Raw genomic sequence first — 16,640 nt, forward strand, 5'->3', positions numbered from 1 at the left:
GCCTACAGCTCGGCGAGCACCGCGTCCGTGAAGGCGGGCCACGCCTCGATCGCCCAGGGCCCGAAGGCCCGGTCCGTGAGCGCGGCGCAGGCCGCCCCCGCGTCCGGGTCGATCCACAGGAACGTGCCCGACTGGCCGAAGTGGCCGAAGGTGCGCGGCGAGGACGTCGAGCCGGTCCAGTGCGGCGACTTGCCGTCGCGGATCTCGAAGCCGAGCCCCCAGTCGTTCGGGTTCTGGTGCCCGTACCCCGGCAGCACGCCCTTCGTCCCCGGGTACTGCACGGTCATCGCCCCGGCGACCGTGCGCGGGTCAAGCAGCCGCGGCGCCTGCACCTCCGCCGCGAACCGCAGCAGGTCCTCGACCGTCGACACCCCGTCCTTCGCCGGGGAGCCCTCCAGCGAGGTGGCCGTCATGCCCAGCGGCTCCAGGACCGCCTGCCGCAGATACTCCGCGAACGGGATGTCCGTCGCCTTGGCGACATGGTCCCCGAGCTGCTCGAACCCGGCGTTGGAGTACAGCCGCCGCTCCCCGGGCGGGGCCGTCACCCGGTGTTCGTCGAAGGCCAGCCCCGAGGTGTGCGCGAGCAGGTGCCGTACCGTCGACCCCTGCGGCCCGGCCGGTTCGTCCAGCTCGATCGCGCCCTCCTCGTAGGCGACGAGCACCGCGTAGGCGGCCAGCGGCTTGGTGACCGAGGCGAGGGGAAAGCGGTGCCCGACGGGACCGTGCGTACCGAGGACCGTGCCGTCCGCCCGTACGACACCCGCCGCGGCGGAGGGAACCGGCCAGTTTTCGATCAACGCGAGGCTGCTCAGCGACATGCCGTCGAGCCTATGCGGCTCACAGGTGCAGCCGCATCGAGGGGTCGGCGTCCCGTGTGAAGCCCAGCGCCGCGTACAGCGGTTCGGCGTCGGCGGACGCGTTCAGCATCACATGTCCGGCGCCCCGCTCACGGAACCAGCCCAGCAGTTCCTCCATGCACGCGCGCGCGTACCCGCGACGCCGCGCGCCCGGATCGGTGGCGACGCTGAACACGTACCCGATGGTCCCGTGCGGGTTGCCGGCCCGCCCGATCCGGTACTCCACGGTCCCCGCCACCAGCGCCGCCAGCGCCCTGGGCCGCTCCGGATGGTCGACGACGAACGCCGCGAAGTCCCCGTCCGGCTCGGCCAGCCTCGCCCGCAGCGTCGGCAGCGACTCGGCATGCCAGTCCGTCGGACCGGCCGCCGAGGCCATCGAGTCGATCATCACCTGACGCAGCCGCAGCACTTCGGCGGCGTCCTTAGGCAGGGCACGGCGTACGAGGCTCATGCCTGGCACGCTAGCCACGGCGATCAACTCATGTCCCGCGCTTTTCTTACCGTTTCCGCTTGCTTGGAGCGCACTCCAAGGCCATAGCGTGGAGCGTATGACGGTGATGGAGACCACGAGTACCAGGACCGACAGCTGTGCCGCCCCGCCGCATCCGCACCGGCGGCCGGAAGGCCAGGACAGCTACACGATCAGCGAGGTCGTCGCCTTCACCGGCCTGACGGCCCATACCCTGCGCTGGTACGAGCGGATCGGCCTCATGCCGCACATCGACCGCTCGCACACCGGCCAGCGCCGCTACAGCAACCGGGACCTGGACTGGCTCGACCTCGTCGGAAAGCTGCGGCTGACCGGCATGCCGGTCGCCGACATGGTCCGGTACGCCGAACTGGTGCGCGAGGGCGACCACACCTTCGGCGAGCGCTTCGAGCTGCTGGAGACCACCCGCCGCGACGTCCTCGCGCGGATCGCCGAGCTCCAGGACACGCTGGCCGTGCTCGACCGGAAGATCAGTTTCTACGCGGACGCCGGGCGTCTGTACGAGCACGAGAAGACGGAGAAGGCCGGATGACGGACAGCAGGATCGCGACCGCACGACTCGGCGCGAACGGCCCCGAGGTCGGCGTCCAGGGCCTCGGCTGCATGGGCATGAGCTTCGCGTACGGCCCCTCGGACGCGGGCGAGTCCAGGGCGACGCTGGAACGGGCGCTTGAGCTGGGCGTCACGCTCTACGACACGGCCGACGCGTACGGCGCCGGCGACAACGAGAGGTTCCTCTCCCCGTTCTTCAAGGCGCACCGCGACGAGCTCGTGATCGCCACGAAGTTCGGTCTGGCCATCCACCCGGACGACCCGGCCAAACGGATCATCCGTAACGACACGCCCTACATCCGCCAGTGCGTGGAGGCGAGCCTGAGGCGCCTGGACGTCGGGGCGATCGACCTCTACTACATGCACCGCCGGGACGTGGACGTCCCCATCGAGGAGACCGTCGGCCTCATGGCCGAGCTGGTCCGCGAGGGCAAGGTCAAGCACCTGGGGCTGAGCGAGGTGACGGCACGCGAACTGCGGGACGCGTACGCCGTGCACCCGATCACGGCCGTCCAGTCCGAGTGGTCGCTGTTCAGCCGCGACATCGAGGCGAACGTGGTCCCCGCCGCCCGCGACCTGAACGTCACCCTGGTGCCGTACTCCCCACTGGGCCGAGGCTTCCTCACGGGCTCCTTCGCCAAGGCCGAGGACCTGACGACCGACGACTTCCGCCGCCAGCAGCCGCGCTACACGGGCGAGAACGCGGCGGCGAACGCGGCACTTCTGGACCCGATCCGCACGGTGGCCGAGGCCCACGGGGCGACGCTCGGTCAGATCGCGCTGGCCTGGGTGCAGCAGCGGGCCTCGGTGCACGGCCTGCCGATCGTCCCGATCCCGGGGACGCGCAGGCCCTCTCGGGTGGAGGAGAACGTGGCGGCGACCCGGATCGTGCTGAGCGAGGGGGAGTTGGCTCTGCTGGAGCCGATCGCGGAGAAGGTGTCCGGTGACCGCTACGCGGACATGTCCTTCGCGTCGGGTGGCAGGGAGTAGGAGGTACCGGGAACCAGCCACAGGCGACCCGCGGCCGCCGACGCACAGAACCCGGCACACGCGAAGCGCTACAGCTCCGCCAGCAACTCCGCCTTCTTGGAGGAGAACTCCTCGTCCGTCACCAGCCCCGCCTCATGCAGCTCCCCCAGATGACGGATCCTCTCCGCGATGTCGGCCGGATCGCGCCTCGGCGCACTGGCCGGCACCGCGGCGACCGGCCCGCTCCTGCGGACCGCCGACAGCACGGCCGCGGCGAACGGCAACGACTCGTGCACCGGCCCGTACCCGAGCCCGAACACCACGGTCGCCGGATCCAGATCCGCCTGCGCCGGCTGCGCATCCGCGGAGTCCCGCCGCACCAGCCGTAGATGCCCCTCGAACACCTCGGGCGAGCGCCACTCGACACCGCTCAGCTCGGCCACCGGAAAGCTCTGATCCCCCGCCTTCCACTTCGCCGAGGACGCACCCGTCCAGAACCACCTGAACCGGACAGTGCTCCCGTCGAAGGACGCCTTCGCGTCATACGCCTTGAACTGCAACGGCACATCGGGCGCACCCACGAGGAAGTCCTCGGCCGGCCCGGACTCCGTCAACTGCGCCCCCAGTTCGTCGGCGTAGTACTCGGCCAGCGTCTCGCGCTCCGCGGGCAGCACCAGGCGATACGGATCGCCGCCTTCCTTCAGCTGCCCGGCCGCCGCGTCCATCAGCGGATCGGCACCGGGACGCGGCTCGACGCGCAGAACGACCGTCCCGCGCTTGCCCGGTGTCAGCGTCACTCCGGCGATCGCCTCAAAAGGAACCCGACGTTCCCCAAGCGCCTGGAAGAGCTTGGGTGTTCGAATCCCTCGTTCGTAACGGATGAGCACGGAGTCGGACTCGAACTCCCAGGCAGCATGAAATCCGGCCAGTACGTCACCCATGCGGCTCATCGTATGCGGCACGTGTTCCTCCGTCGCCACCTCGCGCACACCGCAATTCCTGCGTCTCTACGCGCGTCCGGCCGACGCCGTGTCGGACAAATCCGCCCGACAGGCCTCGGCGTCGTCAGCGCAGCGCACCGAGTCGTATGCGCCGACCCCGATCTCGGCGAAGTTCGCCACGCTGTCCGTACCCGGCTCGAAATAGCCGCCGTGCCCCTTGGCCTCCCGAGCCGACAGCACCCGCGCCCCGAACACCGACGACACCGGGTCCTCACCGTGACCCAGCCCGCCGACCTCCAGATACGGCACGTCCTGCACCCAGTCGTCCGCGTCCCGCATCGCCCACACACGCGCGGACGTGCCCAGCTGGGAGGCCTTCGCCACCCGCATTCCGGGGCTGCCGGCCACCGCTATGTCGGCCACCCGTCCCGGCAGCACGGGCGCGGCCACGCCGCACAGCACCGAGCCGTAGCTGTGGCAGAACAGGGAGACCGGCGTACTCCCGGGCAGGGCACGCACCAGCGCGTTCAGGCGTACGGCACCGTCCGCGGCCCGCCTCGCGGTCGCCGATTCGATGCCGAGCCCGTTCGGCGAGGTGTAGTCGGCCCAGGCGATCACTGCCGTACGCGTCGAGGGGGAAGCCGCGCGCTCGGCCGTGTACAGGGACTGTGCCATGCCGACCGGCGCCGAGTACTTGCGGCTGGTGCGCTGGAAGGTGAGCAGGTCGGTGTCGACGCCGGGGACGACGACCGAGATCCGCTCGGCCCTGGTCAGGTCTCCGAACACCTCGGCGGCCCGCCCCGTGCCCTCCGGGTCGAAGGCGAGAATGTGCCGGCCGGTCTGCATCATCGCCTCGAAGCGATGCATACGACGGCCCGCCTCACGCTGCCCGTCGGGCGTGAGTCTGCTGTCGTGCATGCGTTTGCGCTCGACCTCGCGGGCCTCGTCGAGGGCGACGCGGTTGGCGCGGTAGCGCAGTTCGACGGGAGCGCCGTTCATGTTGCCGACCGCGAGCGGATAGCGCTGCGTGAGCGTGCTGCGCTGGTGCTCGCTGAGCGAGGCGAAGAACCGGGCGAGCCGCGTGGGGGAGGAGTCCGCGGCCGGCAGCCGGTGCCCGGCTATGCTGCCGCGATCCCAGGCGCTGACCGAGGCCTGGAGCGGTGCGGCGCCGCGCTGGTGCCGCAGTGCGGTCCAGCCGGTGGTCGCCAGCATCACGAACACCACGGCCAGCGCGAGCAGCGCGCGCCACACGTTCAGTTGCGGGGAGGTGTCGAAGGAAGTCACTGGGAGGACACACTAGGAGAACGAGAGGGTCTCGCGTTAACCAAGTGACAGGTATCACGTTTCGATCACGCCGACCTGAACAGGCTGATGACCTCAGCGTGTTCGCCAGCTCTCGCTGAGTGCGGGGCCCACCTGCTCGAGATGTGAGACGGTCAGTGCCCGCATGGCGTCGAGGCTGAAGTCCTCGCCGGTGCTCCACTGACGCTCCGTCAGCCGCATCACCCCGCCGAACACGGCCACCGCCAGCCGCGGCCGCGGATCGGTGTCCATGTCGATTCCCTCACGCTCGGCGAGGATGCGGGCGATGGCCTCCTCGATCTCCACGGACCTGCGCAGATGGGCGGCGAGCAGCACAGGTGTCGACTCGACCACCTGGTACATGCGCAGATACAGCTCGACCGGTGCGACGGCCTCGATCACGTCGTGCAGTGTGTCCCAGCCCTCCAGGACCGCCTGCCGCAGCGCCTCCATGGGGGGCTCGTGGGGCGGACGGGCGCGCACCGCGTCCAGGAAGTGCGCCACCGTCATGTCCTGGAGCGCGAGAGCGGCCTCCTCCTTGCCGGCGAAGTAGCGGAAGAAGGTGCGCTGCGAGACGTCGACGGCCTCGGCGATGTCGTCGACGGTGGTGTGCTCGTATCCCTGGCTGGTGAAGAGCTCCAGCGCGGTCCGCAGCAGCGCGTCCCGGGTGCGCTGTTTCTTGCGTTCGCGCAGTGTTTCCATAGGTGTCAGTTACCGACTTGTGAATTGGTTTGTCAATTGTCAGCGGCTGTCATTAGCCTCGAACACATGACTAGTCAGACCACCATCGACAAGACGGGGTCGGGGGGCGACGCGCCAGTAGTCCCGTCGGACGCGACACCGGCCAAGGGGCTGCGCGGCCACCCTTGGTTCACCCTCATCACCGTCGCAGTCGGGGTCATGATGGTGGCCCTCGACGGCACCATCGTGGCCATCGCCAACCCGGCCATCCAGAAGGACCTCGGCGCCACCTTCGCCGAGGTCCAGTGGATCACCAACGGCTACTTCCTCGCTCTCGCGGTCTCCCTCATCACCGCCGGCAAGCTCGGCGACCGGTTCGGGCACCGCCAGACCTTCCTGATCGGCGTGATCGGCTTCGCCGCCGCCTCCGGTGCGATCGGGCTGTCCAGCAGCATCGCGGCGGTCGTCACGTTCCGTGTCTTCCAGGGCCTGTTCGGCGCGCTGCTGATGCCGGCCGCGCTCGGCCTGCTGCGCGCGACCTTCCCGGCCGAGAAGCTCAACATGGCCATCGGCATCTGGGGCATGGTCATCGGCGCCTCGACCGCCGGCGGCCCGATCCTCGGCGGCGTCCTCGTCGAGCATGTGAACTGGCAGTCGGTGTTCTTCATCAACGTGCCGGTCGGCATCCTCGCCGTCGTCCTCGGCGTGCTGATCCTGCTCGACCACCGCGCCGAGAACGCCCCTCGCTCCTTCGACGTGCTGGGCATCGCCCTGCTGTCGGCCGCGATGTTCTGCCTGGTCTGGGCCCTGATCAAGGCCCCGGAGTGGGGCTGGGGCGACGGGAAGACATGGGCCTTCATAGCCGCCTCGGTGATCGGCTTCGCGCTCTTCGCCTTCTGGGAGACGAAGGTCAAGGAGCCGCTGATCCCGCTCGGGCTGTTCCGCTCGGTGGCGCTGTCCGCGGGTGTCGTCCTGATGGTCCTGATGGCCATCGCGTTCATGGGCGGCCTGTTCTTCGTGACGTTCTTTCTCCAGAACGTCCACGGCATGAGCCCGATCGACGCCGGCCTGCACCTGCTGCCGCTCACCGGCATGATGATCGTCGGCTCCCCGCTCGCGGGCGCGATGATCACCAAGCTGGGCCCGCGTGTCCCGCTGGCGGGCGGCATGGCGCTCACGGCCATCGCCATGTACGGCATGTCCACGCTGGAGACGGACACCGGCAGCGCCATCATGTCGCTCTGGTTCGCCCTGCTCGGCCTCGGCCTCGCGCCGGTCATGGTCGGCGCCACGGAGGTCATCGTCGGCAACGCGCCCATGGAGCTGTCCGGTGTGGCCGGCGGTCTCCAGCAGGCCGCGATGCAGATCGGCGGCAGCCTCGGTACGGCCGTCCTGGGCGCCGTCATGGCCTCCAAGGTCGACAGCGACCTCGCCGGAAACTGGGCGGACGCCGGGCTCCCGGCGCTCACCCCGGCCCAGGAGGCCCAGGCCTCCGAGGCGGTCCAGGTCGGCGTGCCACCGGTGGCGCCGGGCACCCCGGACGCCATCGCCGCGAAGATCACGGACGTGGCGCACGACACCTTCATCTCGGGCATGAGCCTCGCGTCCCTCGTCGCCGCGGGAGTGGCGGTCGTGGCCGTCGCGGTCGCGTTCCTCACCAAGCGGGGCGAGAACGCGGAAGCGGGCGCGGGCGCGGCGCACATCTGACGCCCGCGAGCCGTACGGGCTCACGCGCGCTCAAGGGAGGGATCCGGGGCGGGAGTTCCCCTATCAGGGTGACAACGCCGAGGATCCCTCCCACCGGTACTCGCCGCAGGTCACAGTGGGTCAAGCCAGGGCCTTGGGCGCGCTGCCGGAGGGGGTCAGCGCGCCCGAGGCCCGCATACGTGGCATGAACAGCGCACCGTGGGTACCCGCCAAGTCGAACGCCTACTCAGGGAGTTGACAATGGCGGGCTTCGGACACGGTACGCGCAGGCACCCCCGCTCACGTGGCCGCACATGGTCACGGAGCGGGCCGGACAGCGCGACCCTGGGGATCATCGGAGCCATCTGCGCGATCGCCGGATTCTTCGTGCTGGGCATCATTCTCGGCCCGGTGGCGATCGCCTGCGGCTGGCTGGCCATGGGCCGCACATGGTCGGGAGCCCGCCCTGTCCCTGCGTTGGTGGCGGTGGTGCTGGGTGCGATCGACACGCTCCTGGCGATCATCTGGCTGGCCGGGACGAGTACGCCGGGCAACGGTTTGTTCTAGCGGCCAGGAACTCCGGACTTGGGGTTCGACGGCGGCAGCGGGTTGTCGGAGGCGGGGCGCGCGGTTTCCCGTGCCAGGGAGGCCGGCGTGCTCACGTCGGCCGCGCCCGCCCCCTCCGACAGCGCGGCGACCTCCGCCCGAAGCGCCCGGACCTCCTCGGTGAGCACCCGTATCGCCTCCGTCTGTCGCCGCTCCTCCACGTCGTCCATCTCGAACCGAGAGATGAACCACGCGGCGATATTCGCGGTCACCACACCCAGCAGGGCGATCCCGGACAGCATCAGCCCCACCGCGAGCATCCGCCCCACCCCCGTGGTCGGCGCATGGTCCCCGTACCCCACGGTCGTCATGGTCGTGAACGACCACCACACCGCGTCACCCAGCGTCTTGATGTTCCCGTTCGGTGAGTCCCGCTCGACGGACAGCACCGCCAGCGAGCCGAACATCATCAGCCCCACCACGGCCCCGGCGACATAGGTCGTGAGCCGAATCTGGGAGGCCATCCGCGCCCGCTGCCCCACCAGCAGCAGCGTCGACACCAGCCGCAGCAACCGCAGCGGCTGTATCAGCGGCAGCAGCACCGCACCCAGGTCCAGCCAGTGCGACCGCACGAAGTCCCGCCGCCGCTCGGCGAGCGCCAGCCGGACGACGTAGTCCAGCGCGAACGCCCCCCACACCACCCACTCCACCGCGAGGCACACGTCCACCACCACGCGGCTCGCGTCGGGCCGGACGATCGGCACCGCATAGGCCACGGCGAACGCCAGGGCCAGACCGAACAGGGGCCGTTGGGTATGCCGCTCCCAACGCGCTTGCGCCGCCACTTGCTTCATGGCCGCATCGTAGGAAATGTGAAGGGGTGGTGTAGCCCCAGGTCACCCACGGGCACACCACCCCATCGTGCGGTTGACGGAACGCGCGGCTGACGGACGCTACGCGTCGCCGCCCGCGGCCCCCGGGTCCGCGGCCGACACATCGAGCAGCTGGTAGCGGTCGATCGCCTGCTTCAGCGCCGACCGGTCCACCTTCCCCTCCTTGGCCAGCTCGGTCAGCACGGCCACCACGATCGACTGCGCGTCGATGTGGAAGAACCGGCGGGCCGCGCCACGGGTGTCCGCGAAACCGAAGCCGTCGGCGCCCAGGGACTGGTAAGTCCCCGGCACCCAGCGCGCGATCTGGTCCGGCACCGACCGCATCCAGTCGGAGACGGCCACGAACGGCCCCTCGGCCCCGGTCAGCTTCCGCGTCACATACGGCACCCGCTGCTCCTCCTCCGGATGCAGCAGGTTGTGCCTCTCGCACTCCACGGCCTCGCGCCGCAGCTCGTTCCAGGAGGTCGCCGACCAGACGTCCGCCTTGACGTTCCACTCCTCGGCGAGGATCTTCTGCGCCTCGACGGCCCACGGCACGGCCACACCGGACGCCATGATCTGCGCCGGGATCGACCCCGCGGGGCCCTCGCCGAGCCGGTGGACGCCCTTGAGGATGCCCTCGACGTCCACGTTCTCCGGCTCGGCCGGGTGCTGGATCGGCTCGTTGTAGACCGTGAGGTAGTAGAAGACGTCCTCGCCGTGCGGGTGCTCCGCGTCGCCGCCGTACATCCGGCGCAGACCGTCCTGCACGATGTGCGCGATCTCGTACGAGTACGCCGGGTCGTAGGCGACACAGCCCGGGTTGGTCGAGGCGAGCAGCTGCGAGTGGCCGTCGGCGTGCTGGAGGCCCTCACCGGTCAGCGTCGTACGGCCGGCTGTCGCGCCCAGCACGAAACCGCGCGCCAGCTGGTCCGACATCTGCCAGAACTGGTCGCCGGTGCGCTGGAAACCGAACATCGAGTAGAAGACGTACACCGGGATCAGCGGCTCGCCGTGCGTGGCGTACGCCGAACCCGCGGCGATGAGGGAGGCCGTGCAGCCGGCCTCCGAGATGCCGTCGTGCAGCATCTGGCCCGTCGGCGACTCCTTGTACGCCAGCAGCAGGTCCCTGTCGACCGCCTCGTACTGCTGGCCGAGCGGGTTGTAGATCTTCGCGCTCGGGAAGAACGAGTCCATGCCGAAGGTGCGGTACTCGTCCGGTGCGATCAGCACGAACCGCTTGCCGAGCTCCTTGTCCCGCATGAGGTCCTTGAGCAGCCGTACGAACGCCATCGTGGTGGCGATCGACTGGTGGCCCGAGCCCTTCTTCACGGTCGCGTACGTCTTGTCTTCCGGCAGGGCCAGCGGCTTGGACCGCACGACACGCGTCGGGACGTAACCGCCGAGCCCCTTGCGGCGGTCGTGCATGTACTGGATCTCCTCGGAGTCCCGCCCCGGGTGGTAGTACGGCGGGAGCCCGCTCTCCAGGTCCTTGTCGGCGATCGGCAGGTGCAGCCGGTCGCGGAAGCGCTTGAGGTCGTCGACCGTCAGCTTCTTCATCTGGTGCGTGGCGTTACGGCCCTCGAAGTTGGGGCCGAGCGTCCAGCCCTTGATCGTCTTGGCGAGGATCACCGTCGGCTGGCCCTTGTGCGCCTTGGCCGCCGAGAACGCCGCGAAGATCTTCTTGTGGTCGTGACCGCCGCGGCCCAGGTGCAGGATCTGGTCGTCGGTCATGCCCTCGACCATCGAGCGCAGCCGCTGGTCGTCGCCGAAGAAGTGCTCGCGGATGTAGGCGCCGGTCTCGGTGGCGTACGTCTGGAACTGGCCGTCCGGCGTGGTGTTCATCCGGTTGACCAGGAGGCCGTCGCGGTCCTGAGCGAGCAGCGGGTCCCAGGTGCGGTCCCAGATCAGCTTGATGACGTTCCAGCCGGCGCCCCGGAAGATCGACTCCAGCTCCTGGATGACCTTGCCGTTGCCCCGCACGGGGCCGTCGAGGCGCTGGAGGTTGCAGTTGACCACGAAGGTGAGGTTGTCCAGACCCTCGCGCGCGGCGATGGACAGCTGGCCGAGCGACTCCGGCTCGTCCATCTCGCCGTCGCCGAGGAACGCCCACACATGCGACTTGGAGGTGTCGGCGATGCCGCGCGCCTCCATGTAGCGGTTCATCCGCGCCTGGTAGATCGCGCCGATCGGGCCGAGGCCCATCGACACGGTCGGGAACTCCCAGAAGTCCGGCATCAGCCGCGGGTGCGGGTAGCTCGACAGGCCGTACGGCGCCTTCGACTTCTCCTGGCGGAACGCGTCCAGGTTCTCCTCGCTCAGGCGGTCCAGCAGGAACGCGCGGGCGTAGATGCCCGGGGAGGCGTGGCCCTGGAAGAAGACCTGGTCGCCGCCGTCGCCCTCGTCCTTGCCGCGGAAGAAGTGGTTGAAGCCCACGTCGTAGAGCGAGGCGGAGGAGGCGAACGTGGCGATGTGACCGCCGACGCCGATGCCGGGGCGCTGGGCCCTGGACACCATGACCGCGGCGTTCCACCGGGTGGCGTTGAGGATCTTGCGCTCGATCTCCTCGTTGCCCGGGAAGAACGGCTCGTCCCTGGTGGCGATCGTGTTGACGTAGTCCGTGCTGCGCATCTCGGGCACGGCCACGCGCTTCTCGCGGGCCCGCTCGATCAGCCGCAGCATCAGATAGCGGGCCCGCTCCCGGCCGCGCTCGTCCACGGCGGCGTCGAGGGAGTCGAGCCACTCCTGGGTTTCCTCGGGATCGAAGTCAGGAACCTGACTCGGAAGGCCGCCAATGATGATCGGGTTGCGATCTGATCCGGAAGCCACGCTGTTCCTTACCTGTCAGAGGGCCGTGTTTCTAAGGGTCTGCACCGCTCCCCATCGTGTACCTCGGGGCGCAAAACGTCATCTCTACTGTTAGGTAACCGGGCGCCTGGTGAACGGCGGAGTACCCGTAGATGGTTCCCAAACGCACAAAGGGGGCAGATTGGTGTGGTGCGCGTCACCCTGAGACGATGAAGGCATGCCTGGAGTTGCGGTGACACGTTCAGGATCGTCACCGTTTCGGCGGTCTGAACGGCCGGGTACTTGCGCGATCCGTCCCGCCCGTGTGGACTACGGCCAATGCTTCGCGCACGCGCGTGGCTGAGTTATTCCCAAAACATGATCAGGAGGCAACCCGTGAGCGCGACCGCGGACCACGCGGAGGAGCGGACCCTTGCCGAGAGGCTGGGGTTCCAGCCCGAGCAGGTGGTCCAGGAGATCGGCTACGACGACGACGTAGACCAGGAACTCCGCGAGGCCATTGAGTCAGTCACCGGCACCGAGCTCGTGGACGAGGACTACGACGACGTTGCCGATGCCGCGGTGCTGTGGTTCCGCGACGAGGACGGCGACCTGACGGATGCGCTGGTGGATGCCACCACGTACATCGAAGAGGGCGGCGCGATCCTGTTGCTGACACCGAAGACCGGCCGTGACGGCTACGTGGAGCCCAGCGACATCTCTGAAGCCGCGACCACGGCGGGTCTGTCGGCGTCCAAGAGCGTCAGCGTCGGCAAGGACTGGAGCGGCAGTCGGCTGGTGACGCCCAAGGCCGCCAAGACCAAGAAGTAGAAACGGTGGCGATGCCGGGTCGGGCCGAGAGGCCCGGCCCGGCCTCCTGCACGGGCCCGGGTGGTCGCTGCATAGGGTGGGTTCCACCCGAACAGCCCCCACCGAAGGGACATCCACGACGATGGCGATCCAGGTCGGCGACAAGGCCCCCGACTTCGAGCTCAAGGACAACCACGGCGCCACCGTGAAGCTCTCCGACTTCCGCGGCTCCCAGAACGTCGTCCTGCTCTTCTACCCCTTCGCCTTCACCGGTGTGTGCACCGGCGAGCTGTGCGAGGTGCGCGACAACCTGCCGCAGTTCTCCGACCGCGACACGCAGGTGCTCGCCGTCTCCAACGACTCCATCCACACCCTGCGCGTCTTCGCCGAGCAGGAGGGCCTGGAGTACCCGCTGCTCAGCGACTTCTGGCCGCACGGCGAGGTCAGCCGCGCCTACGGCGTCTTCGCCGAGGACAAGGGCTGCGCGGTGCGCGGCACCTTCGTCATCGACAAGGAGGGCGTCGTCCGCTGGACCGTCGTCAACGCCCTGCCGGACGCGCGCGACCTCGGTGAGTACGTCAAGGCGCTCGACACCCTCTGATCCCGCTGGTGACCGACACCTGTGATTGTTGGCCACCAAGGCCTGCGAGCCACGGGAACCCGTCACTAGGATCGAGTCGTTGATCCGATATCAAACGCACGGCGGGGCTCCCCGCCCCTGGACACCAATGGAGGACTCGTGGGAGTCAGCCTCAGCAAGGGCGGCAACGTATCACTGAGCAAGGAGGCCCCCGGCCTGACCGCGGTCATCGTCGGACTGGGGTGGGACGTCCGCACCACGACGGGCACGGACTTCGACCTCGACGCCAGCGCGCTGCTGCTGAACAACACGGGCAAGGTCGGCAGTGACGCCAACTTCGTGTTCTTCAACAACCTGAAGAGCGCCGACGGCTCTGTCGAGCACACCGGCGACAACCTCACCGGTGAGGGCGAGGGCGACGACGAGCAGATCAAGGTCAACCTCGCCGCCGTCCCGGCCGACGTCGAAAAGATCACCTTCCCGGTGTCGATCTACGACGCCGAGAACCGCCAGCAGTCCTTCGGCCAGGTGCGCAACGCGTTCATCCGCGTCGTGAACCAGGCCGGCGGCACCGAGATCGCACGCTACGACCTCAGTGAGGACGCCTCCACCGAGACCGCGATGGTCTTCGGCGAGCTGTACCGGCACGGTGCGGAGTGGAAGTTCCGTGCCATCGGCCAGGGCTACGCGTCGGGCCTGCGCGGCATCGCGCAGGACTTCGGCGTGAACGTCTGAGTTTCACCATCCCGGACGTGACCGTCCAGGACACCACTGGCTGAGTCCGGCGCCGTACCGTTTGGGTACGGCGCCGGATGCGCAGGACAACCAAAGAAGCATCACGCGGGGAGGACCAGCATCATGGGCGTCACGCTCGCCAAGGGAGGAAATGTCTCCCTGTCCAAGGCCGCACCCAACCTCACTCAGGTGATGGTCGGGCTCGGCTGGGACGCGCGCTCCACCACCGGAGCCCCCTTCGACCTCGACGCCAGCGCCCTGGTGTGCAGCGGCGGTCGGGTACTGGGCGATGAGTGGTTCGTCTTCTACAACCAGCTCAAGAGCCCGGACGGCTCGGTGGAGCACACCGGCGACAACCTCACCGGCGAGGGCGACGGCGACGACGAGTCGCTGCTGATCGACCTCTCCAAGGTGCCGGCCCACTGCGACAAGATCGTCTTCCCGGTCTCCATCCACATGGCCGACGAACGCGGCCAGACCTTCGGTCAGGTCAGCAACGCCTTCATCCGGGTCGTGAACCAGGCCGACGGCCAGGAGCTCGCCCGCTACGACCTCAGCGAGGACGCCTCCACCGAGACCGCCATGATCTTCGGCGAGGTCTATCGCTACCAGGGGGAGTGGAAGTTCCGGGCGGTGGGACAGGGGTACGCGTCCGGACTCCGGGGCATCGCACTCGACTTCGGGGTCGACGTCTCATAACGCGATATGAGCAAAACCCGGGCCCCGGTGGGGTCCGAACGGCGGCCGACTAGACTTCGGGTTCAAAGTCTTCGTAAAGCCGAGTGCGGCGCGCGGGAGCCCCGTACACATAGGATTGGGTAGCCAGTGGTTCTGAAAACCTTCGGCTGGTCGTTCGCGGTCACCGCGCTCGGCCTGGTTGCAGCGGTCCTCTTCGGGGGGTGGACCGCCCTCGGCATCGTGGCGATCCTCTCCGTCCTCGAGATCTCGCTGTCGTTCGACAACGCGGTGGTCAACGCCGGGATCCTGAAGAAGATGAATGCCTTCTGGCAGAAGATCTTCCTCACCGTCGGCATCCTGATCGCCGTGTTCGGTATGCGGCTGGTCTTCCCCGTCGTGATCGTCGCGATCAGTGCCCAGCTCGGGCCGATCGAGGCGGTCGACCTCGCGCTCAGCGACAAGGACCAGTACCAGCAGCTCGTCACTGACGCCCACCCGGCGATCGCCGCCTTCGGTGGCATGTTCCTGCTGATGATCTTCCTGGACTTCATCTTCGAGGACCGGGACATCAAGTGGCTCGGCTGGCTGGAGCGCCCGCTGGCCAAGCTCGGCAAGGTCGACATGCTGTCGGTCTGCATCGCGCTGATCGTCCTGCTGATCTCCGCCCTGACCTTCGCGGCCAACGCCCACCAGCACGGCGGCGCGCACGTCGACAAGGCGGAGACGGTCCTGCTCTCCGGCATCGCGGGTCTGATCACCTACATGATCGTGGGCGGTCTCTCCGGCTACTTCGAGGACAAGCTCGAAGAGGAGGAGGAACGCGAGCACGAGGCGGAGGAAGAGGCCGAGCGCTCCGGCAAGCCGCGCTCCGCGGTCGCCCTGGCCGGCAAGGCCGCCTTCTTCATGTTCCTCTACCTCGAGGTCCTGGACGCGTCCTTCTCCTTCGACGGCGTGATCGGCGCCTTCGCCATCACCAACGACATCGTCCTGATGGCGCTGGGTCTCGGTATCGGCGCGATGTACGTCCGGTCGCTGACCGTGTACCTGGTGCGTCAGGGCACCCTCGACGACTACGTCTACCTGGAGCACGGCGCGCACTACGCGATCGGCGCGCTCGCCATGATCCTGCTGGTCACGATCCAGTACGAGATCAACGAGATCGTCACCGGCCTGGTCGGTGTGGTCCTGATCGGCTGGTCCTTCTGGTCCTCGGTGCGCCGCAACCGTGCGCTGGCGGCCGCGGAGGGAAAAGCGGAGGGCTCGGACGAGAAGACTGAGGTCTCGTCCGGGGTGTGACACCCCCGCGGGTGAGGAACGCTCTGTGCGGGGCGGCCGGGCTCCGGCCGCCCCGCCGGTTTTTCCAGTGAACGCAGGTCTGCGTGGGACGTGGGGGCGGAATGGGCTTCTTGGACGGGCTCTGGCGTGGCCGGTCGGCCGAGTTCGACTCGGGCAGCGCCTCGTCGAACTCGATCGAGCTGACGAAGCGGCACGACCGGGTCTCACTCACGAAGCAGGGCGCGGCGACCGGGCATCTGCGGATCAATCTGACCTGGCGGATGCGGACGTCCGACATCGGGGGGTCACAGCGGGAGAGCCTGCTGCGCCATCCGTTCAAGGCGCTCAAGCCGCCGGAGGTGCTCGGGCACAGCCAGAGCATGGTCAACGTCGACCTCGACCTCGGGGCGCTGTACGAGCTGACCGACGGCACGAAGGGCGTCGTCCAGCCGCTGGGCGGGTTCCTCGGGGACGTCAACTCACCGCCGTATGTGAAGCTCAGCGGCGACGACCGGTTCGGGTCGGCCTCCGGGGAGACGATCTACGTCAACCTTGATCACCGGGAGAACATCAAGCGGTTGCTGGTCTTTGTGTACATCTATGACCAGACGCCGGCGTTCGACCGTACACACGCGATCGTCACGCTGTACCCGAGCAACGGCCCCCGGATCGAGATAGGCCTCGACGAGCGGCATCCGCAGGCCCGGTCCTGCGCGGTGGTGATGATCGAGAACGTGAAGGGGGAGATCTGGGTCCGGCGTGAGGTGAAGTTCGTCTACGGGTTCCAGGCCGAGCTGGATCGGTTGTTCGGGTGGGGACTGCAGTGGGGCCGCGGGTACAAGACCAAGGCGGAGAAGTAGTCACCCAGCAGCTCGGGCG

17 protein-coding genes are annotated in these 16,640 nt (G+C 68.6%); 10 read left to right on the forward strand and 7 right to left on the reverse strand.

What is annotated here, in order from left to right:
- Positions 1-2 precede the first annotated feature (2 nt).
- On the reverse strand, positions 3-818 hold the full coding sequence (locus tag ACZ7NC_RS23205) for a serine hydrolase domain-containing protein (protein WP_471490859.1): 816 nt from the start codon (positions 816-818) through the stop codon (positions 3-5).
- Positions 819-837: 19 nt separating this feature from the next.
- A complete protein-coding gene (locus ACZ7NC_RS23210; RefSeq protein ID WP_471490860.1) occupies positions 838-1,308 on the reverse strand; it encodes a GNAT family N-acetyltransferase in 471 nt (156 codons plus the stop codon).
- Positions 1,309-1,405: 97 nt separating this feature from the next.
- On the opposite strand from ACZ7NC_RS23210, the gene ACZ7NC_RS23215 reads away from it, so the two are divergent.
- Both ACZ7NC_RS23215 and ACZ7NC_RS23220 read left to right on the forward strand, forming a co-directional pair.
- Positions 1,406-1,879 (forward strand): MerR family transcriptional regulator, encoded by a 474-nt coding sequence (locus ACZ7NC_RS23215; RefSeq protein ID WP_471490862.1) that lies wholly within the window; start codon positions 1,406-1,408, stop codon positions 1,877-1,879.
- Positions 1,876-2,889, forward strand: coding sequence for an aldo/keto reductase (locus ACZ7NC_RS23220; protein WP_471490863.1), 1,014 nt, complete (start codon positions 1,876-1,878; stop codon positions 2,887-2,889). Before ACZ7NC_RS23215 ends, ACZ7NC_RS23220 begins: the two co-directional genes overlap by 4 nt.
- Before the next feature lie 68 nt (positions 2,890-2,957).
- Here the strand turns inward: ACZ7NC_RS23220 and ACZ7NC_RS23225 are convergent, their stop codons facing one another.
- From ACZ7NC_RS23225 to ACZ7NC_RS23235, 3 genes are all read right to left on the reverse strand, one after another.
- Complete coding sequence (locus tag ACZ7NC_RS23225) at positions 2,958-3,818, reverse strand: DUF4429 domain-containing protein (RefSeq protein WP_471490901.1); 861 nt, start codon at positions 3,816-3,818, stop codon at positions 2,958-2,960.
- Positions 3,819-3,875: 57 nt separating this feature from the next.
- Positions 3,876-5,093 (reverse strand): alpha/beta hydrolase, encoded by a 1,218-nt coding sequence (locus ACZ7NC_RS23230; protein WP_471490864.1) that lies wholly within the window; start codon positions 5,091-5,093, stop codon positions 3,876-3,878.
- Positions 5,094-5,186: 93 nt separating this feature from the next.
- Positions 5,187-5,813 carry a TetR family transcriptional regulator gene (locus ACZ7NC_RS23235; protein WP_471490865.1) on the reverse strand — a complete coding sequence of 209 codons (627 nt, stop codon included), beginning with the start codon at positions 5,811-5,813 and terminating at the stop codon, positions 5,187-5,189.
- 66 nt (positions 5,814-5,879) lie between these two features.
- On the opposite strand from ACZ7NC_RS23235, the gene ACZ7NC_RS23240 reads away from it, so the two are divergent.
- Together ACZ7NC_RS23240 and ACZ7NC_RS23245 are read left to right on the forward strand one after the other, a co-directional pair.
- Positions 5,880-7,499 (forward strand): MFS transporter, encoded by a 1,620-nt coding sequence (locus ACZ7NC_RS23240; RefSeq protein WP_471490866.1) that lies wholly within the window; start codon positions 5,880-5,882, stop codon positions 7,497-7,499.
- Between the two features lie 240 nt (positions 7,500-7,739).
- Complete coding sequence (locus ACZ7NC_RS23245; protein WP_471490867.1) at positions 7,740-8,045, forward strand: small hydrophobic protein; 306 nt, start codon at positions 7,740-7,742, stop codon at positions 8,043-8,045.
- On the opposite strand, the gene ACZ7NC_RS23250 is transcribed toward ACZ7NC_RS23245, so the two are convergent.
- Positions 8,042-8,878: a potassium channel family protein gene (locus ACZ7NC_RS23250; protein ID WP_471490869.1), complete on the reverse strand. Its 837-nt coding sequence runs from the start codon at positions 8,876-8,878 to the stop codon at positions 8,042-8,044. The two genes, ACZ7NC_RS23245 and ACZ7NC_RS23250, sit on opposite strands and share 4 nt — an antisense overlap.
- 99 nt (positions 8,879-8,977) lie before the next feature.
- A complete protein-coding gene (gene aceE / locus ACZ7NC_RS23255; protein WP_471490870.1) occupies positions 8,978-11,725 on the reverse strand; it encodes a pyruvate dehydrogenase (acetyl-transferring), homodimeric type in 2,748 nt (915 codons plus the stop codon).
- A 354-nt stretch (positions 11,726-12,079) separates the two neighbouring features.
- Here aceE and ACZ7NC_RS23260 point away from each other — a divergent pair, with 354 nt between their 5' ends.
- The 6 genes from ACZ7NC_RS23260 to ACZ7NC_RS23285 all read left to right on the forward strand — a co-directional run bounded on the left by ACZ7NC_RS23260 (position 12,080) and on the right by ACZ7NC_RS23285 (position 16,621).
- A complete protein-coding gene (locus ACZ7NC_RS23260) occupies positions 12,080-12,514 on the forward strand; it encodes a DUF3052 domain-containing protein (protein WP_030054586.1) in 435 nt (144 codons plus the stop codon).
- A gap of 121 nt (positions 12,515-12,635) precedes the next feature.
- On the forward strand, positions 12,636-13,094 hold the full coding sequence (locus ACZ7NC_RS23265; RefSeq protein ID WP_383409895.1) for a peroxiredoxin: 459 nt from the start codon (positions 12,636-12,638) through the stop codon (positions 13,092-13,094).
- 138 nt (positions 13,095-13,232) lie between these two features.
- Positions 13,233-13,808, forward strand: a complete 576-nt coding sequence (locus tag ACZ7NC_RS23270) for a TerD family protein (RefSeq protein WP_471490872.1) — start codon at positions 13,233-13,235, stop codon at positions 13,806-13,808.
- 123 nt (positions 13,809-13,931) lie between these two features.
- On the forward strand, positions 13,932-14,507 hold the full coding sequence (locus tag ACZ7NC_RS23275; protein ID WP_471490873.1) for a TerD family protein: 576 nt from the start codon (positions 13,932-13,934) through the stop codon (positions 14,505-14,507).
- A 126-nt stretch (positions 14,508-14,633) separates the two neighbouring features.
- Entirely contained in the window at positions 14,634-15,782 is a 1,149-nt protein-coding gene (locus ACZ7NC_RS23280) for a DUF475 domain-containing protein (protein WP_471490874.1), read from the forward strand.
- A 101-nt stretch (positions 15,783-15,883) separates the two neighbouring features.
- A complete protein-coding gene (locus ACZ7NC_RS23285) occupies positions 15,884-16,621 on the forward strand; it encodes a TerD family protein (RefSeq protein WP_471490875.1) in 738 nt (245 codons plus the stop codon).
- Positions 16,622-16,640: the final 19 nt, after the last annotated feature.

This window comes from Streptomyces sp. NPDC111802, from assembly GCF_055634335.1.